At 57.4% G+C, this 21,125-nt stretch carries 22 protein-coding genes; 10 read left to right on the top strand and 12 right to left on the bottom strand.

All coding sequences use genetic code 11. The annotated features are described in order from the left end of the window. Positions 1-226: 226 nt before the first annotated feature. From F7C38_02785 to F7C38_02750, 8 genes are all read right to left on the bottom strand, one after another. On the bottom strand, positions 227-424 hold the full coding sequence (locus F7C38_02785; protein ID MCE4600476.1) for a hypothetical protein: 198 nt from the start codon (positions 422-424) through the stop codon (positions 227-229). Between the two features lie 78 nt (positions 425-502). Further along, on the bottom strand, positions 503-1,456 hold the full coding sequence (locus F7C38_02780; protein MCE4600475.1) for a hypothetical protein: 954 nt from the start codon (positions 1,454-1,456) through the stop codon (positions 503-505). Positions 1,457-1,477: 21 nt separating this feature from the next. After that, the gene (locus tag F7C38_02775; protein MCE4600474.1) at positions 1,478-2,734 is read right to left on the bottom strand and encodes an ATP-binding protein; all 1,257 of its coding nucleotides are present in this window, start codon (positions 2,732-2,734) and stop codon (positions 1,478-1,480) included. Positions 2,735-2,801: 67 nt separating this feature from the next. Next, positions 2,802-3,422: a hypothetical protein gene (locus tag F7C38_02770; GenBank protein MCE4600473.1), complete on the bottom strand. Its 621-nt coding sequence runs from the start codon at positions 3,420-3,422 to the stop codon at positions 2,802-2,804. Between the two features lie 115 nt (positions 3,423-3,537). Then, positions 3,538-4,101, bottom strand: a complete 564-nt coding sequence (locus tag F7C38_02765; GenBank protein MCE4600472.1) for a hypothetical protein — start codon at positions 4,099-4,101, stop codon at positions 3,538-3,540. A gap of 14 nt (positions 4,102-4,115) precedes the next feature. Further along, the gene (locus F7C38_02760) at positions 4,116-5,915 is read right to left on the bottom strand and encodes a hypothetical protein (protein MCE4600471.1); all 1,800 of its coding nucleotides are present in this window, start codon (positions 5,913-5,915) and stop codon (positions 4,116-4,118) included. Next, positions 5,905-6,426 (bottom strand): hypothetical protein, encoded by a 522-nt coding sequence (locus tag F7C38_02755; protein MCE4600470.1) that lies wholly within the window; start codon positions 6,424-6,426, stop codon positions 5,905-5,907. Before F7C38_02755 ends, F7C38_02760 begins: the two co-directional genes overlap by 11 nt. Positions 6,427-6,610: 184 nt before the next feature. Then, complete coding sequence (locus F7C38_02750) at positions 6,611-9,436, bottom strand: protein kinase (protein MCE4600469.1); 2,826 nt, start codon at positions 9,434-9,436, stop codon at positions 6,611-6,613. A 299-nt stretch (positions 9,437-9,735) separates the two neighbouring features. On the opposite strand from F7C38_02750, the gene F7C38_02745 reads away from it, so the two are divergent. Further along, positions 9,736-9,963 (top strand): hypothetical protein, encoded by a 228-nt coding sequence (locus tag F7C38_02745; GenBank protein MCE4600468.1) that lies wholly within the window; start codon positions 9,736-9,738, stop codon positions 9,961-9,963. 193 nt (positions 9,964-10,156) lie between these two features. Here F7C38_02745 and F7C38_02740 read toward each other — a convergent pair whose 3' ends face one another. Together F7C38_02740 and F7C38_02735 are read right to left on the bottom strand one after the other, a co-directional pair. After that, a complete protein-coding gene (locus F7C38_02740; protein MCE4600467.1) occupies positions 10,157-10,732 on the bottom strand; it encodes a class II aldolase/adducin family protein in 576 nt (191 codons plus the stop codon). A gap of 31 nt (positions 10,733-10,763) precedes the next feature. After that, the gene (locus tag F7C38_02735) at positions 10,764-11,276 is read right to left on the bottom strand and encodes a methyltransferase domain-containing protein (protein ID MCE4600466.1); all 513 of its coding nucleotides are present in this window, start codon (positions 11,274-11,276) and stop codon (positions 10,764-10,766) included. An 87-nt stretch (positions 11,277-11,363) separates the two neighbouring features. On the opposite strand from F7C38_02735, the gene F7C38_02730 reads away from it, so the two are divergent. Together F7C38_02730 and panB are read left to right on the top strand one after the other, a co-directional pair. After that, positions 11,364-12,296, top strand: coding sequence for a ketopantoate reductase family protein (locus F7C38_02730; protein MCE4600465.1), 933 nt, complete (start codon positions 11,364-11,366; stop codon positions 12,294-12,296). Continuing rightward, a complete protein-coding gene (panB, locus tag F7C38_02725; GenBank protein MCE4600464.1) occupies positions 12,272-13,072 on the top strand; it encodes a 3-methyl-2-oxobutanoate hydroxymethyltransferase in 801 nt (266 codons plus the stop codon). Before F7C38_02730 ends, panB begins: the two co-directional genes overlap by 25 nt. On the opposite strand, the gene F7C38_02720 is transcribed toward panB, so the two are convergent. Beyond that, positions 13,069-14,241 carry a radical SAM protein gene (locus F7C38_02720; GenBank protein MCE4600463.1) on the bottom strand — a complete coding sequence of 391 codons (1,173 nt, stop codon included), beginning with the start codon at positions 14,239-14,241 and terminating at the stop codon, positions 13,069-13,071. The genes panB and F7C38_02720 overlap by 4 nt on opposite strands. A gap of 75 nt (positions 14,242-14,316) precedes the next feature. Between F7C38_02720 and F7C38_02715 the strand changes: the two genes are divergently transcribed. The 7 genes from F7C38_02715 to F7C38_02685 all read left to right on the top strand — a co-directional run bounded on the left by F7C38_02715 (position 14,317) and on the right by F7C38_02685 (position 19,553). After that, the gene (locus F7C38_02715) at positions 14,317-15,333 is read left to right on the top strand and encodes an inorganic phosphate transporter family protein (protein MCE4600462.1); all 1,017 of its coding nucleotides are present in this window, start codon (positions 14,317-14,319) and stop codon (positions 15,331-15,333) included. Positions 15,334-15,354: 21 nt separating this feature from the next. Next, positions 15,355-16,029, top strand: coding sequence for a DUF47 family protein (locus F7C38_02710; GenBank protein MCE4600461.1), 675 nt, complete (start codon positions 15,355-15,357; stop codon positions 16,027-16,029). Positions 16,030-16,107: 78 nt separating this feature from the next. Continuing rightward, positions 16,108-16,524: a SocA family protein gene (locus tag F7C38_02705; GenBank protein MCE4600460.1), complete on the top strand. Its 417-nt coding sequence runs from the start codon at positions 16,108-16,110 to the stop codon at positions 16,522-16,524. 6 nt (positions 16,525-16,530) lie between these two features. After that, the gene (locus F7C38_02700; protein MCE4600459.1) at positions 16,531-17,451 is read left to right on the top strand and encodes an ATP-binding protein; all 921 of its coding nucleotides are present in this window, start codon (positions 16,531-16,533) and stop codon (positions 17,449-17,451) included. Further along, positions 17,441-18,421 carry an ATP-binding protein gene (locus tag F7C38_02695; GenBank protein ID MCE4600458.1) on the top strand — a complete coding sequence of 327 codons (981 nt, stop codon included), beginning with the start codon at positions 17,441-17,443 and terminating at the stop codon, positions 18,419-18,421. The genes F7C38_02700 and F7C38_02695 overlap by 11 nt, the downstream gene beginning before the upstream one ends. Before the next feature lie 50 nt (positions 18,422-18,471). Then, the gene (locus F7C38_02690; protein MCE4600457.1) at positions 18,472-18,819 is read left to right on the top strand and encodes a NifB/NifX family molybdenum-iron cluster-binding protein; all 348 of its coding nucleotides are present in this window, start codon (positions 18,472-18,474) and stop codon (positions 18,817-18,819) included. A 113-nt stretch (positions 18,820-18,932) separates the two neighbouring features. Then, a complete protein-coding gene (locus tag F7C38_02685; GenBank protein MCE4600456.1) occupies positions 18,933-19,553 on the top strand; it encodes a MarC family protein in 621 nt (206 codons plus the stop codon). Here F7C38_02685 and metG read toward each other — a convergent pair. Continuing rightward, on the bottom strand, positions 19,550-21,043 hold the full coding sequence (gene metG, locus F7C38_02680; GenBank protein MCE4600455.1) for a methionine--tRNA ligase: 1,494 nt from the start codon (positions 21,041-21,043) through the stop codon (positions 19,550-19,552). The two genes, F7C38_02685 and metG, sit on opposite strands and share 4 nt — an antisense overlap. Positions 21,044-21,125 lie beyond the last annotated feature (82 nt).

Genomic DNA, 21,125 nt, shown 5'->3' with positions numbered 1-21,125 from the left:
CACTATACAAGAAACCTAACCTGACGAGAGACGCGCCCTAGATAAACGCGTAAAACATTCGATATTGCCAAGGCTCAGCCACCCCAACATTATCAGGGTGCCGGGCCATGGAGTCGAGCCAATGCCCTATATAGTCTTCGAGTTCTGCGAGTATGGCGACCTCGGAGTCTCCTGTAAGTCGAGCCCTCGGGTCTTATGGCTGAGGAAAGGAGTATATTTGCATCAACTATGACCGCAACCTTTTCCATAGGGTTTCCTCTATTGTATTTGCTAGTTCTTTTGCGTCTTCCTCGTCTAGTAGTTTGGCTAGTTTCTTTGAGGCTAGAATGAATAGGAAGGTCTTGTAGACCTTCTGGATTGTTTCCTCGTCCACCTCAATCGTAGCCCTCCTCACGCCAAACCTCTCATGCCTAGAAAAGCTCACGACAGTTATACCTAGACCTATATCAATTAAAGGCCGGACCATTCAGGCTATCTATGCTCGTATGTTTGTCCTCCCCAGCTATTGTAGTTGTATCTTTTCCTTTATGATCTCTCTTAGTAGTATTATTTGTTGTTTTATCTCCTCCTTATGGGATTGCACTGACCAGTGCATTAGCATTCTGAGGCTTTCGTAGGTGGTTTTGGCTTGTTCTCCTAGGTTTTCTATGAGTTCTCCGTATTCTTTTATCTTCTCTAGCCTTTGGAATTGGATTTGTGCTTGTCCCGGGTCCCTGTCTAGGGTCATGTATATGTCTGATAGTATCATGTCTATCCTCTGGAGCCCCTGTTTCTGTTTTTCCCTTTGTTTCTCCTTGGATGGTTGTTGGGCTATTTTCTCCATTGATGTCTTTACTATCCTTAGGGTGCCTAGTAGTTCTGATAGTAGCTCTATTAGGAGGCTGTCCCCGGCTTCGGGTTTTATCACTATCTCCATGGTGTCTCCCAGGTCTACCGCCTCCTTCACCAGTCCCCTCTTCACCAACTGTTCCGCCAGCGTCTTTGGCAGGGTTATCGGTGTCCCCGTTTCGAGCCTCATCTTGGTTCTTTCTTGTTCCCGTACTGCTATTGTGAATGTTGGGCCCTGGCTTGTTAGTTCTAGGCTTATGTTGCCCGTGTCGTCTAGTGTTATCTCTTTTTCTTCTCCTGGGGCTAGTATTTGGTTGTTTATGATTGTAGGGTTTTTGGCTCCCGTGCCCTTGGGGCCGTGGTTTTTTATCTTAATCTTGTCACCTTCCCTGGTTATTGCTATCCGCGTGTCTAGGCGGGAGACTAGTGTTGTGTCGTATCCCGTGTAGTGTGGTTTCTCGTCTGGGTCTTCTGGTATTATGTAGACTCCGAATGGGGATAGGTCTGGGTGTCGTTGTAGTGTTTCCATTGTGGGTCTTCCTATGTAGTAGGTTTTGCCTGGCTTTAGCTTGTATTGGTGTAGCTTGTCTTTGGCTTGCCATAGGAGTATTATCTCCTTCATCCCCATCGGGGCCGCCCCCGTTATTGGCTAGTGTTGCCGGGCCCATTCCCTGTATTTCTCTAGCTCCTCCGGGGTTATCGGTGGTTTCACTTTTTCTAGTGCTTGTAGTATTTCCTCCCTCTTTATCGGTAGTATCTTGTATCGTACGTCTTTGAGCTTGGACGGGTCTTTTATCATTGTGAGTTGCTTGTATATGTCGGGGTTGGCCCTCCTCAGCATCATCATTATCGCCTCCCTACAGGCGTTTGCTATGTCCCTCCCGCTGTAGCCTTCGGTCCTGTCGGCTAGTTCCTCGTAGGTTATCCCTTCCAGCTTGAACCCCTTCTTCTCCAGGTTTAGCCTGAATATTGCTTCTCTCGCCTTCTTGTCGGGTGGGGGCACGTATATCCTCTTCTCAAACCTTGATAGTATCGCCTCGTCTAGTAGCCAGGGCTTGTTGGTCGCAGCGATGACTATGACCGGCTTGTCTAGCTTCTTGGTTTTGAAGCCGTCCAGCTCTGTTAGTAGGGTTTGGACTAGGCCTGTGGCAGCCTCCTTGCCCGTGTCCCTCTTCATCATGAGGGTCTCGACCTCGTCGAAGAACACTATGCTGGGAGCCCTCCTCACGGCGAGCCTGAAGACGGCGCTAATCATCCTGGGGGCGTCGCCTACATACCTTGAAAGCACCTTGTCAACGCTGACGTTTATGAAGGTGGCGCCTAGCATGTTGCTCGCAGCCATGGCCAGCATGGTCTTCCCTGTGCCGGGGGGCCCGTAGAGTAGGAACCTCCTGGGGGGCTCCACCCTAACACCGGGGTCCTCGGGCCTGGCTATGCTGTAGAATATCGCTTCTACGAGGCTCCTCTTGACCTCCTCAAGCCCGGCTATGTCGTCCCATGTGATGTCGGCTCTAGCTATTAGGGCCTCGGCCTGCTTGTCGAACTCTGAGTCCAGGGCCTCGATCTCCCCCGTGGCCTGGGGCTTGGGGCTCGGTGTTTGGGTTGGCTTCGTGGGCTGCTGGCTTGCTGGTATCCTTGGTATGGGCTTGGCTGGGGGTTCTCCCTGGGATAGCCTCTTGGCTAGCTGGCTGTATTCTTCTGCTAGTCTCAGTAGGTCTTTTTGACCCCATTTCCTGGCCTTGGCTAGCTCTCGTAGTAGTTCTGATACTCGTTTGGCCTGTATTGACGCGGTGTAGTAGTCTCCCTTGGCTAGCGCTGCCTCCATCCGCTTCTTGGCCTTTTTTATCTCCTGGTTTAGGAATCCCGTCGTGTCTATGTGTGATAAGGTCCCCCACCCCTTATCCACGCTAGTCATATATTAAATAAAATTCATGTTATTTAGCGTCTATAGTCTCTCGGCGGCTGGCTCCGTGCTAGAGGGTTTCTTTCTCCTTCTCCTTCTTCTCTTCCTCCGGCTCCAGCTTCACCGACAGCTCTTCCTCGACGACCTCTGGTGACAGCTCGCTCTTCTCCACCTTCTCCCACAGCTCCAGTATCTCCTTGGTGCCCTCGTCTACCTCTATCTGGGTCGCCTCCCTACCTAGTATCTCGTTTATCTTGTCTATGTTGGTCTCGAACATCTGGTCCTCGAACTGCACGTTGGAGAGGGCTTCCATTAGTTTCTCGGGCTCCACGTTCTTGATCTTCTCCCATATACCGGTCTCCTTGAGCCTAGCCTCCCACTTCTTCAGCCTGATCAGGTTTGACAGGGCCCTCCTCTGCTTCATTAACCTATTGTACTCGCGGAGCTTCATCTTGATCTCGGCGTCTAGATCCTTTATCTTCTCGGCCAGGAGCAGCTTCTCCACGTCACTCTTACCGACGCCCTCCTGGAAGAGCTCCTTCTTCGCCTTCTCAAGCTTCTGGATCTCCTTGCTCGCCAAGCTAATCTGGTTGTCCAGCTTGATCAGCTCCCTCTCAAGCTCCTCGACCTTCACCTTGTCAATCCAGTCCCCACGGCGGATGAAGCCCCTAATCTTACCCCCGATATCCATAGCTCACATACACCTCCCATACTCCTACACGTCGAGGGACCCTCCAGGCATTGGAGGGACCCCCTTCCACCCCAGCAGGGCATCCCTCCCCGCCGGGTGTGGGGGGTCCTCCCGGCTAGCCCTCCTCTATTATCCTCTCCAGCACGTTCCGGGTTAGCTCCCTCTTCCTCCACCTCTCTTCTAGGGCGCGTAGCACGTCGTAGAGGGCCTTGTCGGCCTTGCCCTCTTCTATCTCGTCGAGCACGTCCTTGATCTTCTTGATGACTCCCTCCTCCTTGAGCCTCACCAGCTTCTCCACAGCCGCTATCCTCAGCTCCAGGAGGTCGTACTCCTCGTATAGCCCATCCAGCTCGGCCTCAACCAGCTTTAGCTGTCTCTCAATCCTCTGCCTGTCCCTCTCGCCCTCGACCTTCTCCAGGAGCCTCTGGAGGAGCCTCCTCCTCTCCTCCAGCTCCCTTATCCTGGCCTGTAGCTTCACGAGCCTCTCATAGTCCCTGTCGAGCTCTACGGCTGCCCTCTTCTTGTCGGAGGCGCTCCTCCTGTAGACCCATGTGGCGAATACTATCACGCTGGCTGCGAAGCCGGCTGGACTGCTGTGGAGGTAGCCTAGCGCTGGTAGTAGCCTCTCATAGGCCTTCTCCAGGAGGTCCCTCGTGTCCAGGTCCCCGAGCCTCGACACCATACCCACCCCCGCTAGTGCTTGTAGAAGAGGGCCTTCAGCCCGTCGCTAGTCACCATCACCCGGCCCAGCCCCTCCTCCTCGGCCCTGGCCATGGCCCTGGCCACTATCTCCAGGTCCTCGCCGGTGGCCTTGGCTATATCCTCTGCCAGTAGGAATGGCGAGCCGCCCCCGATCAGCACGGCCTTCTCCTTGGCCTCCTCCGACCTCAGGTATTCCAGCACCCTCTTCACCCTCTCCTCGGGCAGCCTGGGGTCTGCTAGGTGCTTGTTGGCCTCGGCCGCCTCGTCCCTGGAATTGTAGTAGAGCTGGCCCTTGACGGGGTCTACTAGGTAGACTGTCACGTGCCTGGAGGCTAGGTTTACCAGGTAGTCGTTGCTCTCAACGAACATCCTGGCCTTCTCAGTGAAGCCGGTGGGGCTACTCAACACCAGTATATGGTAGTAGCCGCCCCGGCCGGCCTCCTCCAGCCTGGACTCGACCACCTCCATGACCTCTCCTAGCCCGACGGGCTCCTGGTCCCACCCCTTCTCGTCGAAGGAGTCCCTATGGACTAGCGTCACCGCGTCTACCACCAGCTCCTTCCTCTTCTTGAAGACGCCCCTGAGGGACTGGAGTTGTACTCCCCTGCCCTGGGGCTTGCCGTCGCCGTGGAGGCTGTAGTAGACCCTCCTGTTCCATTTCACCTCGCGGGACTCGCCCCTCACGGGGTCATAGACCACTGCTCCCTCGGCCAGCTTCCTTACTATCCGCTCCACCAGCGCGTTCTCCAGCGCCCATGCCTCCTCCCTGCTGACCAGGTTGCCCCCGCCCCTGCCTTCGAGGCCCGCCTTCAACTCCTCCAGCCTCTCGGCTAGGGCCTCCTTCTCGGCCTTGAGCGTGGCGACGGCGGCCTTGTACTCTTCTAGTAGGGCTTCGAGCTCGCGTACCCGGCCTTTCAGGGCTTCGAGTTCTGCCTCGACTATCTCCCTGGCGCTGGATGACTCGGTGTATTGGCTTGCTAGCCTCTCCAGCTCGGCCTCCTTCTCCCTCAGCTTGCCCCTGGTCTCGTCTAGCTCCTTGAGGAGCTTCTCGATCATTGTGAGGGCTTTCTCCCTGGATTCTATGGCCTCCTCTATGCCCCCGCTACCCGCGATTACCGGCTCTATCTTGTCTATCTCGCCCGCTATCTTCTCGATGGTCTGGGAGGCCTCTCTCCTCGCCTCCCCCGCTTCGAGGGCCTTCTTCACGGCCTCCTCTATCTCGCTTATGAATATGGTGAGGGGCTTCTTCCTGATGTACTTAACCACCGCCTCCTCTATCTTGAGCCTCCTCTCCTTGTAGCGCTCAGCCATAGCAAGGGCCAGGGCCCCCATGATGTTGGTCCACTTCGTGTCGAGCATGTGATAGCCCCTCTCATAGTACTTCTTGACCATCTCATACACCTTCCCCTCCCTCCTCTCGATGAACTCGACCAGGTCGTCAACGCTGAGGAAGTCGAGCTCCTTCAATTCCTCAAGATCGAACAAAACCTGGTACTCCTCGTCGGAGAACCTACCAGTAACCTCCGGGAGCTCCTCGCCATTAACCTTGAAGCTGGCCGCGATCATCAACTGCGCGAGCCTAAACTTGCCACGTATAAGCCTGTCAATCTCCCTGCTAAACCGCGCCGCGCACCCCCTAATGTACTGGTTGTACTGGGCCTTCAAGTCGTTCCAAAACTCCAGCCTCTCATCAAAACTATACCCGCGGGCCAGGCCCTCCAGATCCTCCCGTAGGATCACATCCACCAAGCCAAGGATAGACTCCCGATCACAGCCACCACTACTCGACACGCCTCACAACCCCCAGCAAGCCCAACTCATCTACAAGGCCAGAAACCACCCGGTCAAACCCACTCCCATAACCCTCAACGACTACACGGACGAGGCTACCGCCCCCGCTAACAGGAGAAACGTGTATCTTGACGCGCGCATAGCCGCCGCGGGGCCTGACAACGTACTCGCGGCTACCGCGGACCTCGCTGACCAGGCTCCCCTTGAGCCTGGCCATGATCAAGCTGATAGCCCCCCAGACCTCCTCCACCGGGCTCCGGGTCTCGACCTCTAGGACCCGGCGCCTCTCCTCGACCTCTACGTCGGGCTCGCTCAGCTTGTACAAGGCCACGTTCTCCCTGGGTAGCCTGGAAAACAATTCCTCTAATAAAAATTTAACATCCTCACGATCACCGTCGATTAGGACCACGGACCCGCCGGGCTTGACTGTCTTAACCCTATCCTTGAAGCGTTCGAGCACGTACTCCAGGCGCTTCCTCTCAGCCTCCCCGCCGTACCGGACGATCAACAAGTACAAACCCACCCAAACCCCAACTAGATAGGATAACGGAGGAGATTAATAAATCTTCCGGAAACGGAGAAACAACACTTAGATCCTAGACCGCCAGACGAACAATGATACGCCGTGCGAGGAGCCACGCAGGCCTCCGGGGCTCGCAGGAGAACAAGAGCCAAAAACAGGGCGATGAACGCGCCTATCCGAGGCCCTCATACACCTCATAGAGCTTGACCACTACATACTCCATGTTAGGCCTCTCCTCTGGCTCCAGCGAGAGCATCCTCCTAAGCAACTCCCTGAGCACGGGATGCTCCACGCCACGCAACACCTCCTCCACCCTGCTAGCGTCAGCCGCCTCCTCCCCGTCAATAGTCTCCCCCGAAATCATGTAGAGCAGGAGATTCCCGAGCTGGTAGACGTCTATCCTGTTCTCAAGCCCAGCCCTGACAGCGCGGAGCTTCAAGTCGCTGAACACCTGCTCGGGAGCCCGGAAGCCGGGGGTGTAGCTGAGGGCGTGTCGGCTGGTCATAGTGACGAGCCTCACCAGGCTACTGAAGTCCCCAAGCTTGACGACACCATCCCTAACGAATATGTTCCCGGGCTTGATGTCCCCATGCACCAGCCCCCGAGAGTGGATATAGCGGAGAGCATCGCCAAGCTGCAACGCGGCGAGCACCGAGTCCCTGAGGCTGGGGCTCCAGCCGAGGGCGAACTGCTGGTCCAAACTACCCATGTCGGCGTACTCGTAGACCAGGAGCGGGAGCTTCTCGCCATAAGCCAGGAGGCGCAGTACATGGGGATGCTTGAGCCTTGAGACGACGCTCGCCTCGTTGACAACGCGCCTCAACAACCTCTCATCTATAGTTAGGAAGCTGCCCTCCTCGATCAAAGCCTCCAAGCCGCGGGGCACCTTGAACACAACATACTCCCCGCTAGAGTCACCGCTCCTCCTACAGCGATAGGCACAACCCCAACCACCACAACCAAGCTTGCAACAATCCCAGCTGCCGCCGAATCCCTGGGGCGCCAGCGACTCGGGTAGCACCACACTATAACTCCCCCTACAGGATTCCACGCTCTTAAAGCCCTGGAGTTCTCGGCCAAGCAAGCTGGCCACGGACTTCAAGCCCCCCACAGGGGTGGACGCTGGCGTCTTTACTGGCGTGGAGGGTCCCTCAACGGTATCAACTGTATGAGACACTCTACCCGTCTCGACAGACTGGCTGCTGCTAGCGGACTCTGGCGTTGGCGGAGGCGGCGGTGGTGGGGCTTGCGGAGGCGCCTCTCCAGGCAGCGTCTCTCCACCGCTCTTCCTCCTCAACAGGATTACAGCGGCCATGACTCCTCCCAGCCCCAGTAGTCCTAGGAGGAGCGTGTAGCCTCCTAGGCCGCCTCTAGCCACCATCGTGGTTGTAGGCCCGACCGTGACGGCCGTCTCTACGGGTGTCGCCGTCGAGAGTGTGTGTGACGTGGTCGTGGCTATTGGTGGGATTGTGGCTCCAGATGCCTGGGATTGCGTGCTGGTTGTGGGCTTGCTTGTCGTAGTGGTTATGGGGGCGGCAAAGTCCTGCTCCCCGAACTTAAGGGTTATCGACTGGCCCTTCGAAACCTTCAAATCCCTCGACACAGTTGCCCCCTTGTAGGTTACCGTCAGCTTATAGGCCCCGGGATCCAGCCACAGCAACAGCTTCCCATCTCCTCCAGCGGAGAACGTCTTCTTAACCGCCCCAGACTCCAACGTCACACTACTGTACGGTGGAACGGCCAACTCAAGCCGTGCAAGCAGGTCACCATAGCTAGGCAGATTGATTACATGCCTCTTACCGGGCTTGACATCAGTCTTTAACGATCCGCTAAATGGCGATCTTGTACCTATGTAGTTGTTTGGTTGTGGTAGTTTGTAGTTTATCGTGTAGTTTCCTGGTGTTGCGTATAGTGTTAGTGTCTGGTTTCCTGGTATCTTGTATTCCCCGCTTCCACCCGGTCCCGATACGCTCACAACACTACCGGGGACCCCGGAGACCTGGATGACGCCGAAAGAGGCATAGAGAACAACAACCCTGTTATCAACTCCGACGACTAACTTACTGCCCTCCGGGCTCCAGGAGATACTTTCCGCCAACCCGCCTAGATTTCTACTCTTCCACAGCAGGTTACCGCTACTGTCGAAGACTATGGCGTAGTTTCCAGCGGTGACGGCTAGCATATCTCCGCCAGGACTCCAAGAAACACTACGAATGCTGCTACCCAGACTCTGCTCCCACAAGACTCCACCTTCGGCGTTGAAAACGATAATCCTGTTACCAATACTAGCCGCTATCTCGCTATTACTAGGGCTCCAGGAAACGCTTGAGACCCTGCCTCCTGTGCCCTTCTCCCACAGAAGATTACCTTTGACATCGAAGACAGCAATTTTTCTGAAGTCGCCGCCAACGACGAGTTTATCCCCGCTAGGGCTCCAGGAAACGCTTGAGACGTTGCTGCCCAGGCTCTTCTCCCATAAGACGCCACCACTGCTGTTGAAGACTATTATTCTAGAACCGGCTCCAACAGCTAGCCTGTCGTCTTTAGGGCTCCAGGAAACGCTATAGACATAGCCGTATAAATCCATGGACTGCCATACCTTTTTGCTAGTGTTGCTGAACACGATAATGCGGCCATGAGTGCTATTAGTGATAGAGCTATTGCCTAACCAGCTAAACCAGCCTACTCCAACAACCAGTCTGTCTCCATTATGACTCCAAGAGACACTTAATACGTCCTCGGCTAACTTCCCCTCCCACAAGACACTACCATTACCGTTAAGTACAATCACAGCATGACTAGCTCCAACAGCCAAGCCGACACCAGGACCCCAGGAAACACTGGAAACTAGGCCCCCTAGACTCCTCTCCCACAGTTCCGTTAACGTCGGCGGCGTTATCGACAGATATGCAAGTACATGCACAGAGCCGGGTAACAGCATACTAGCCGTGAGTAGCGTTAGTAGCAAGATCGTGGCTGGCTTGCCTGGCCTAGCCAAACTATACCCCCGGGTAAAAACACAATACCTAAATCAATATATAAGCACAGTTAGAGAAGCCGAGTCCCAGGAAGGCTATGATAGAGACGTTCAGGAGCGAGTAATAATGATATAGAAGTTATCGTGGCAGTCGGGAGGGATCCTGGGTTGAGGTTTTGGAGGGTTTGAATGGGGTTCCTTGAAAGACTGATCGAAAGGGAGAACGTGGAAATGCTAGCGAGGAGAGCATACCGGGGAGAGCCGGGGAGGGATGGAATATGAATACGCTTTAGAGATAAAAAGATCGGGAGGATGGATTATTGGTTTGGGAGTGGTCTTGGCGGAAAATAGTGATGGAGGTAGAGGACGAGAGGCGCCTCCAGGAGATTGTTGTAGAAAGGCTAGAGAAGATGGGCTTCAGAGTCAAGGTTGAGCCAGATCCAGAGGCTATAAGGGCCTGGATCCTGGATAGGTGGAGGAGGCCTGGGAGAAGAGCCAGACCAGGAGAGCTCGCCAAGGCCGGCTTAGAGGAGGAGTTCTCTTGTTAGGGTATCGGGTTGCTCTGGCTGGTTAGTTTATATTATCTTGGGTTGTGTTGTTTGTTTTGTGGGCCCGATGAAGTGCCGTTGGGCGTCGCCCGCATCGTCGGACGGGGGTGAAGAGTCCCCTGGCTGTGAGGGTCCCTCCCCCTTCCCGTGGCAAGGGATAGGATAGTGCGTCGATTGGGAGTTGTGGCGTGTTTTACTTGTCTAGGTGTAGCATTATCCTTGAGAGGTCTTCTAGCGCTTCTAGGAGGTCTAGGGCGTGGTATATGGTTTTGTCCGAGTAGACTAGGGCTCCGTGGCGGTCGAGTATAAGCGCGTTGCACCCGGTGCTCCTTATTGTCTCGCCTACCTTGTCGGCTAGTTCCTGGGTTCCCGGCGTGGCGTAGGGGACCCGAGCTATGCACCTCGCGTTTAGCTTGACCTCGGTTAGGTAGTCGGGGTCCGGCGTCTTGCCCCGGTAGTTGAGGGCTAGGAGCGACGGCGGGTGCGCATGTACCACTGCCACCGCGTCGCTGCTGGCCTCGTATACTGCTAGGTGCATCCTCCACTCACTCGTGGGTTTCCCCCGGAGGAGGGACCCTCCTATACTCATCACCGCGACGTCCCTCGTGGTCATTAGGGTTCGGGGGACTCCAGAGGGGGACATGTAGACCATCCCGGAGCCTCTGTCGTAGATGCTGGCGTTGCCTCCCCGGACCTGGACGAGCCCCCTCTCGTACATGAGCCTCATTACATCGACTATGTCGCGCTTCGGGTCCCCGGTCCACGACACGCCTCACAGCACCCTCCCCGGGGTAGGGGGCTTATACCCTCTTTATGTATAGGTAGAGGGTCTTCTGCCAGCCAGGCTCCCCTACTATCTTGTAGGGCTTCCAGCCCGGTATCTGGAAGTCTAGGGTCACGACCCTGGCCCCCGGCTTGAGCTCCCTCTCAAGCTTGGGCCTCATCAGCTCGTTGATGCTCGTCAGGAGGTACATGTACACTGCGTCGGCGTCGCTTAGATCCACATGCCTCATGTCCTCGTTCAACACGAGGACCCTGTCGGCGACCCCCTCCAGCCTAGCCCTCTCCAGGGCCCCCATGGCGAGGCTCGGGTTCACCTCCACGCACACAGCCCTCTTCACAGGATACCTCTTGGCGGCCTCTATGGCGACCCTGCCGTCGCCGCACCCCAGGTCGTAGAATACGTCGCCCTCCCGGAGCCCGAGCAGCTCCAGTATGGCTGGGATCAGCTCCCTCCTCGTCGCGACGTATGGCACCAGCTGGTTTCCGCCGAACGCCAGTGCTATCGCGTCTACCCACGTCGTCTTGGGCAATCCCCCGAGCCCCCGCTATATATACTGTCGCCGAGACGCCCTAATTACTGCTCCCCGGCTAGTACAGTTTAGAGTGTGGATGGAGTGATGACGGTCGAAGCGTGTGTTGTCGGTTGCGGCGCCGTGGGGTGTCTCCTCGCCGGGTTCCTACACGAGGCGCTCGGCAAGCCGCCTGTGGTTGTAGTGCGTAGAGGCGATCACAGGGATTTGTTGAATAGGGAGGGCGCCGCTATAACCGGGATGATGGACAAGTCCTTCCCGGTGGAAGCCCATACCCCGGGGGACTTGCCGGGCGACTACTGCAGGTATTCCATAGTCGCTACGAAGGCCTACCATGCTAGGGAGGCTGTCCTTGAGGCTATGAGGATCTCCGAGTACACGGCCGTCGCCTCAAACGGCTTCGGGGCGCTGGAGGAGGTTGAGAGGAGGGGCGGACGCGGTATAGGCGTTGTAGTCGAGTATGGGGTTGTGCGCGAGTCCGATAACAGGGTTTCACTCCGGGGTGTGGGGAGGCTTATCGTGGGCCCCTACAAGTCTCCCCCAAGCCCTGCCCGTGGGCTGGGTGGTTTGCTCGCCCGGGGAGGGGCTAGGGTCGAGATAGTGGATGATATCGAGCCTTACCGGTGGGCTAAGGCGGCTGTCAGCGTTGGGTTGAATGGCGTCGCCTCGGTGCTGGGCGTTGAGAATGGAGTTGTCTTGGTCGATGCCCATGCTAGGGACTTGGCCTTGAGGGCTGCCGAGGAGGTGGCCGAGGTCGCTAGGGCCCTCGGAGTCGAGCTCCCCTTCGACGCTTCGAGGTATCTCTTGGAGGTGGCTGAGAGGACGCAGTTGAACAGGAATAGTATGCTGCAGGATATCGAGAGGGGGCGTAAGACTGAGGTGGAGGAGATCCATGGGTACGTGTTGAGGAGGGCTAGGGAGCTCGGGGTTAGGACCGATACTATCGAGCATCTATATATGCTCTTGAAGGCCCTTGAGGGTCTCGGGGGCAGGGTTTGCCTGAGGAGAGAAAGAAGATAACTATTAGGAAAATAATTAAAAAGAAGAACAAGGAGAAGATCGTAATGGTCACAGCCTACGACTACCCAACCGCCCTGATAGCAGACAGGGCCGGGGTAGACGCGATACTAGTAGGCGACAGCCTAGCCATGGTAGTGCTGGGCATGGACTCGACCCACGGCGTGACCCTAAACGAGATGCTACACCACATCCGAGCCGTGGCTAGGGCAAAGCCCAAGGCCTTGGTGGTGGGCGACATGCCCTTCGGAAGCTACGAACCCAGTACCAGCGTGGCGGTTGAATCGGCCATAGAAATGGTGAGGGCTGGAGCCGAGGCCGTCAAGCTTGAGGGGGGCTCCGAGTATGTCGACAGGATTAAGGGGATTGTACGGGCTGGGATACCGGTCATGGGCCACGTCGGCATGACTCCCCAGAGGTACCTGTCATTCGGGGGCTACAAGCTGCGGGGCAAGACGCCGGGCGAGGAGAAGGCTATACTGGATGATGCCCTGGCCTTGGAGGGGGCTGGCGCCTTCTCGGTTGTCATAGAGTATACGAGGCCGGAGCTGGCTAAGAAGATAACCGAGAAACTGTCGATCCCCACCATATGCATTGGTGCCGGGAGGCACTGCGACGGGCAGGTTCTGGTCTTCCACGATATAGTCGGGCTGTATCCCCACTCGCCGCCCTTCGCCAAGAAGTACGCTGACGCCTTCCAATACCTCCTAGACGCCCTGAAGAGGTACGCCCGCGAGGTCAGGGAGGGGCTCTTCCCCGGGGAGGAGTACACGCCCTAGCCTAGGATTCTGACCATAAGCTTTGAGGCAGCTGATAATACCTCGACCGCCACATCCCTCCTAACCCCCCTCAACCCACGCAGTATAATGTAGGGGTAGCTGGCCTCGACGTCCTCAACCGACCCGCCCAGGTAGTTGATGGCCTCGATAACGTCATCCCTATCCGGCACCGGGGGCCTGGAATAGCAGGGCCCCATCCTACAGGCGTGGCACGGCATGCCGTGGCTTACCATGTTATGGCTGCAGGCTGATGGATGGACCCTCAGCCCGAGGCTACGGGCGTAGCTGGCTAGCTCGCGTTTTATACTGGAAGTGTCGATGGGTACCTGGTCCTTGGCGGACCTAGGCTTCCTAACCAGAAGCCTCCGTATCTTGCCCGTGTCGAATCCCGCCGCTTCAAGCCTAGCCAGTATGCCTGTGGTCGCCCTTAGACTACCCAATACAATGTCCCTGACACCAATCCTAGCGGCGGCCTCCAGTATATCGAACAAGTCCTCCTCGTTTACGCCCGGCATGATGGGCCTGAGGAACAACGCGACGTGGAGGCCTTCCCGTAGGGCGGTCCTGGCGCCCTCAAGCCTCTCCTCGGCCGGCGGGGCCCGGGGCTCTAGCCGCTTAGCCTTGTCTCCGAGCGCGACCACCGTGATTAGCAGGCTCAGGCCCGGGTCGGAGGCTTTCAGGCTCCTGGCCAGCTCCCTGTCTATGACCGCCTTCGTGGACACCTGGCTCGGCAGTCCAAGCCACCGGTGTACCTCGCGTATATACGCTAGAGCCCGCTCGCGGGTTTCGGGCTGGAAAGGCTCAGTTACACTGCCATAGGCGGCCATTGTGGCCTCTGGAACCACGTAGGGGTTTACTGCCAGGGCGTATGCTAGCTCCATGGGTTCGAGGGGGTAGGCTTTGGGTCTCCCGGGGAACCCCATATCCCAGATGTAGCAGTATATGCAGGCGAAGCTGCATCCTATGCCTGTGTGTATGGTCATCCCACAGTGCCTGGGCCTGCGCCTTGCATGGTGGTCTCTCCTGGCCCTCCTTGCCCGTGGCCTGCCTAGCTCCTCTTCTAGCCTCTCCTTGATCCTGTCTTTCTTCTTGAGTAGCTCTGTTATCCTGGGCTTCACCTTGTACCCGCCCTCGTGGAGGGTCCCTCTTCTCCCCTTGGGATCTATCATGTGATGTATTGACCGGTATAACATGGTATGTTTAAGAACTGGTTGAGGGGAGCCTCCTTCGACCTGGGCTAGAGGGTGGATCTAGGACAGCAAGAGATACTAGTCATGCTGGGGCTTATGGCCGCGTTCTACATGGCCTGGAACCTTGGCGCCAACGACGCGGCGAACCCCACGGACACCGCTGTCGGCTCGGGGGCTATCTCGCTTAGGAAGGCCCTCCTCCTCTTCAGCCTCTTCGCTATACTCGGCGCCATACTCCAGGGATACCGGGTCATAAAGACGATAGGCAAGGGGGTCGTCAAGGACCTAGACCCTACAATGGCCCTCTCAGCGAGCCTCGCCGCAGGGCTATGGGTGACTATAGCCACGAGGAAGGGCCTGCCCGTGTCCACGACTCACTCCACGGTCGGCGCCGTATTGGGGGTGGGCCTTGCACGAGGCCTCCTGGGGAGCTCCTCCAAGATCGATTGGGGTGTCGTGGTGAAGGTTGTCCTCAGCTGGATCACAAGCCCCCTGGGCGCTATAGTGGTTGCTATAGTGCTCTACTACGTCTTCCAGAGGCTCTACGTTACCCTAGTCTCAAGGGGTTGGAACGTTGACAGGGTCTTCCAGGCCATCCTAATCTTCAACCTAGCCTTCAGCGCTTACGCCTTCGGGGCGAACGACGTGGGTAATGCTACGGGGGTCTATGTGACTGTGGTTAGCAAGACCCTCGGGTTCCCGGACCAGCGGACGCTCCAGTTCCTAGCCCTCCTCGGCGGTATAGGCATAATGGCCGGTGCCCTGACCTGGGGGTATAGGGTTGTCATGAGGGTCGGCTTCAACATAACCAAGCTCGACTATGTCAGCGGCGGGGCGGCGGAGCTATCCAACGCCCTCGTGGTCTACGCCTTCACGCTCATGGGGATGCCAGTCTCCACGACTCATGCGAGCGTCTCCTCCATAATAGGGGTTGGGATAGCCAAGGGCAAGGGGCTCTCGGGCATCGATAAGTGGACAGTCCTAGTCATAATACTTGGATGGCTCGCGACCGTCCCCGCGGCCGCCGGGCTAGCGGCCTCGATATATACCTTGATATCATTTATATTATAGGCGGATGGGGTGTATGGCAGAGTGTCTGGTACATGGACTTGGATCAGCAGGAGGAGGGAGCAGGAGATCCTCGGCATGGAGCTCAACCACCTGACAAACATACTGCGCGTCGCCGAGAACACCCTGATGATGATTGAGACCGTCAAGTCCGGCGACGTGTCGAGGGTTGCAGAGGCCTATGGGAGTGTGAAAGAGGCTGAGAGGGCGGCCGATAAGGTGAAGGACGATATAATAGCCGACTTGTCCAAGAGCCTCTTCCACCCCATAGACAGGGAGGAGCTGCTGCGCCTCGTACTGGTCGCCGACGACATAGCCGACCACCTGAACGCCGCCACCAGAAGGCTACTACTCTACGTCAAGGTTGAGGGCAGCTCCCCGCCCCCGGAGATCGTGGATTCCATGTACAAGATAGCTGTCATAGCCAAGACACAGGTCGAGAAGATCATAGCGGCCGTGAAGGAGCTCAAGAAGGATCCAGCCAAGGCAGTCGAGCTGGCCAGGGAAGTCGAGAGGCTGGAGGAGGAGGCCGACGAGATAAGGAGCAGCACCGAGGAGCACGTCATAGCCTGGTGCAATAAAGCCGGGAAGCCTGGGAGCTGCGTCACACTCTATAAGGCGCTCCAGAGCCTTGAGACGAGCACCGACAAGTGCGAGGACACGGCGGACGTCCTGAGGAGTATAGCCATACTCTCCTAGACTCCCCCATACACCGGATTTATAGAGCGTAGATTAATCCAGCCGCCTCCCTCCTTGAATTGCCACAGGTGGAGTACGTTGCCCAGCTCAGACGGGGCGGTTGGAGTCAGGGAGACGGTTGCATACATACTCTCTAGGTCGGGATGCCTGCACCCGTTTAGGCTGTCTAGACTCCTCGCGCTGGCCGAGTCCCGCTATATTAAGCTCTACGGGGCGAGGCTAACTGACGCGGTCTACGTGATGGGCCCCGGGGTCTTCTATATTGAGGGGTTGAAGGAGGTGTTCGAATCCGACGAGTGCTTCGTCAAACACGAGGGAGACCCTAGTAGGGGCGTCAGAGGATGTATAGAGTATAAGTGCCAGGCGCCTCGGCTCCCCGAGAATGCTAGGCAGGTTATAGACGCGGTCATCGAGGAGTATGGGCCGCTTGATGATATGGAGTTGAACAGGCTGGTCATCGAGGATGAGGCGCTGAAGGGCGTCATGAAGGGATGACCCTCCATGTACGTGGTATCGATTACTGGCGGGAAGGGTGGGACCGGCAAGAGCTTCGTCGCCACGAACCTTGCCTACTACCTGGCCAGCAGGCTGGGAGGCCTTAGGATCGTGTTGGCAGACCTCGACGTGGAGGCCCCGAACGACCACATACTCCTGGGAGTCAACAGGCTGGAGAACATGGAGGACATAGACATATTCTTCCCCAAGATAATATATGAGAAGTGCACGGCCTGCGGCGCCTGCGTGAAGGTATGCGACACCGGCGCAGTGATAATGGCTCCCGGCAAACCCCCATTCGTCTTCCCCCGACTATGCAGCGGCTGCAAGGCCTGCTACTATGCATGCCCCTACGACGCCATAAGGAGGGACGGGAGGAGAACCCTCGCCCACTCCTACGAGACACGCGTCTCGATAGACAACGCGTCCTTCACCCTGGTAACCGGGGTGTTGAAGGAGGGAGAGGAGCACACGCCTCCAGCGATAATCGCCGCGAAGAAGAGGGCCCTAGGGCTCAAGCCAGACGTCCTGCTAGTGGACACTGGGGCCGGGACCGGGAGCGGGGTCTCCACGGCCATACATGGGAGCGACCTCGTCATAGCCGTGACCGAGCCTACGCCCTTGGGAGTTCACGACCTCAAGTCTATACTGGAGGTGGTGGAGGGTATGGGGTATGAGGTGTTGGTCGTAGTCAACAGGCACGGCATCGGCCCCTCAGAAGCGATACTAGAAGTAGTCCAAAACTACAGTAACGTGAAGGGGCTCTACATGATCCCCTATTCCAGGAGGGCTGCGGAGGCCTACGCTAGGGGCGTGCCGGTTATACACTACTACCCGGACGACCCGGCCTCCCAGGCGCTGGCCAGGCTAGGGGGAGATGTACTGGCTAGGTTGAGGGATGCAGGGGTGGTGGATGGTGGAGGGTAGGCTCGGGGGCCAAGTAGAGCTCGTCGTCGCCAGCGGCAAGGGAGGTGTGGGCAAATCCACTCTTACAGCGGTGCTCGCGGTCGAGCTGTACAGGCACGGCTATAATCTGGTCGCGGTCGACGCCGACGCCGAGGCGCCCAACCTGCACATAGTCCTCGGAGTCGAGTCCTGGGACGAGGAGAGTCCCTATACCGAGGGGAGGATCGCCTACATAAAGGAGGAGCTATGCACCCAGTGCGGGGTGTGTGCAGAGGTCTGCCCCTACGACGCGGTGGAGGTCGTCGAGGGGAGGCATGTAATTAACAAGTGGCTGTGCGAGGGGTGCCTCACCTGCGCGCTTGCCTGCCCCGAGAAGGCGATCAGGTTCATTTTCAAGGTCAAGGCCGGGGTCATAAGGGTCGCCAGGGAGACGCCCTACGGCTTCCCCCTGGTATCGGGGGAGATCGTCCCTGGGAGGCCTAACTCTGGGAAGCTCGTGACCGAGGCCAAGAACAGGGCCAAGTCCATCCTCGGCGGCGACGGGCTCGTGCTTGTGGATGCCGCCGCTGGCATAGGGTGCCAGGTTATATCCAGCCTGACCGGGGCCAAGATAGCTGTGCTGGTGGCTGAGCCTACCCCTGCGAGCTTCAGTGATTTGAAGAGGATACACAAGCTGACGAGGCACTTCATGATAGCGCCTGGCTTAGTCATAAACAAGTACGATATAAACCCCGACTACGTTGACATCATAAGAGAGTACGCCAGGGAGAACAATATACCCATACTAGGCGAGATCCCCTACGACGACGCGGTGCCAAAGTCCATAGTAGAAGGCAAGCCACTGCACGAAGCATACCCGGACTCGCCGGCGGCGAAGGCAATGACCAGGATATCGCAAACCATAGCAGTCGATGTACTGGGATCCTGGAGGGACTGGTGGAGGAAGTATAAACCAGCAAGGCCAGAACCCTACATACCCGGCATAAAATAGGCAAATAGACGTCCCCCGGGCAGAACAACCTATAGACGGGGTTGATCCGGATGGCCGTTAGGATAGGGATCCCCACAGAGGACGACAAGGGCCTCGACTCAAGGGTAGCCGAGAGGTTCGGGAGGGCGCCGAAGTTCACGGTAGTCGATGTAGACGAGGCCACAGGAGAAGTGCTCAACGTAGAAGTACACGACAACCCAGGATACACGGCGGGGAGCGGGGCCGGCGTGAAAGCCGCCCAGAAGCTGGGCGACCTCGGGGTGCGCGTCTACGCGGGCCCGACTCCGGGGCCAAACGCCTACGCCGCGCTCTCATACCTCGGGATCAAGGTCGTCAGCGTAACGGGGGTTAGCGCGAGGGAAGCCCTGAAGATCGCCCTGGAGGAGTTGAAGGGCTAGCGGGGCCTCCAGGTCATCCCTACACCCTCTTCCCACCCATGTATCCAGGCGATCCTTTTTAAAGGCTCCCCGGGGATAGCTGGGGCCTCGAAGAGTAGACGGTGCCAGAGGCCATGGTGGATATAGGCCTGGTAATAGCATACTATGGCTCGATAGTAGCCATAATGAACCCATTCACAGCCCTCAACAACTACATAACGCTTACACAGGCCATGAGGAGGAGGGAGGCCGAGCGCGTCATAAGGCAGGCCATGATAGTCGTCGTATTCCTCGGCCTCCTATTCATACTGGCGGGGAAGCTGATCCTGGAATTCTACCATCTAAGCCTGGCGAGCCTGAAGTTCGGGGGAGGCCTACTCCTCCTCTACATCGCGATCGACATGCTATCGGGGCAGCCCAAGACGAGGAGCATAGACAACGGTGAGGTGGCGGTGGTGCCCCTGGCAACCCCCATGACCATAGGCCCGGGCACCATGACCCTGCTCATAAACCTAGGCACGACCGGCCACCTGCCGGAGGTCATAGCCAGCTTCCTCCTCTCAACCCTGACGGTCGCGGCGACAATGAAGAGCTCCTACTACCTGCGGAGGGTCCTGGGCAGGAACGGGATAAAGGCGATGGCAAGGTTCATGTCCCTCATAATAGCCAGTGTCGCGGCCCAGATGCTCTGGTCTGCGGTGAAGGAGTGGAGCGAGGATCTCGGGGTAACGGGGAGCGGTATGTCGGTATACTAGGGTTTAACCTTCTTGAACAGTATGGGGGCCTCTGACACGGTGTAAACCTCTATCCCCTCCCCCACGCTCCCATAGTCTATCTTGAACCCGAAGCCCTCCGCCACCTTTAGCGTGGCCCTGGGGGTCACCGGGTGCAGTAGTATCGTGGAGGCCCGTATGGCCTCTAACACAGTGTAGAGCTCCCTCCTTGGCTCGGCCTTCTCCCACGGCTTGGACTCGTTCATGTAGGCGTTGGCCCTCCTGAGTAGCTCCATCACCGCCTCTACCGCCTGGGAGACCTCGTAGCCCTCCATGGCCGCCTCGTACTTCTCCAGGGTCGATTCTATGGCCTCGCTGATCTTCCCGTCAACCCTGGACTCCTCCACCCTCCCGCCTAGCTTTCTAATGGCTAGTGTACCGGCCCGCCTCACGAGGTTGCCGTAGTTGTCTGCCAGGTCGGAGTTGTATATTGAGTCGAAGAGGCTTGTAGAGACGTCGATGTCCTTGTGGAGGTTGAAGAGCCTGGATATTATGTAGCGCACCCCGTCGCTGCCATTGTACCTCTCCAGCAGGTCTTCTATGGCGACCACGTTGCCGGCGCTCTTGCCCATCTTGAGCCCGCGGTTGACTAGGAAGGCGTGGACGAGCACCTTCTTCGGGGGGTCTATTTCTAGGGCTTTCAGGGTCGAGAACCATATGGCGGTGTGGAACCATAGTATGTCCTTGCCTATAACGTGGTGCACGTTCGGCCAGAGCCTGTTGAACCGGTCCCTGTCTTCGAGGTAGCCGGCCCCCGTCACGTAGTTTAGGAGCGCGTCGAACCACACGTACGTCGTGTAGTCCTCGTCCCAGGGGAGTGGTATGCCCCACCACACCCTCTCCTTAGGCCTGGCTATGCTCACGTCCCTGAGGCCCTCCTTCTCGATCTTCCCGAGCACCTCCTGGGCGTACTGCCTCGGGTAAACTATGTCGCTCTTGGAGAGGACGCCTACCAGGTACTCCTCGAAGAGGCTCAGCTTGAAGTAGTAGGTCTCCTCCTCAAGCCACTCCAGGGGCTTCTTGTGTATCGGGCAGTGGGGCCTCCCCTCGACTACCTCATACTCTCCCTCGCTGTAGAACTTCTCGCAATCCACACAGTACCATCCAGCATAGCTGGCCTTGTAGATGAGGCCGTCCCTCCAGAGCTTCTCCAGGGCCCACCGGACCAGCCTCTCATGGTCGGGGTCAGTGGTCCTGATGAACCTGTCATAGCTTATATCAAGCATCCTCCAGTAACGCTTGTACAACTCTGCCATCTCATCCACGAACTCCTTCGGGTGTACACCCCGCCTCTCAGCAGTCCTCTGGAGCTTCAGCCCGTGCTCGTCGGTGCCCGTTAGGAAGAAGGTCTCATCCCCCTTCAGCCTATGATACCTGGCTAGTACGTCGGCGTACACCGTGGTGTATGCGTGGCCTAGGTGCGGCGCCGCGTTGGGATAGTATATCGGCGTGGTTATGTAGAAGTAGCCCACTCCACCAGCACCCCCGATCCTTATGCCCTATTGACTAGCACCTACTACTTTAAAACTTGATAATTAACCCCCTCTAGAGTCG

Source organism: Candidatus Thermodiscus eudorianus, assembly GCA_015521085.1.
GTDB lineage: Archaea > Thermoproteota > Thermoprotei_A > Sulfolobales > Acidilobaceae > Thermodiscus > Thermodiscus eudorianus.
This window is presented reverse-complemented; position numbering and strand designations above follow the sequence as displayed.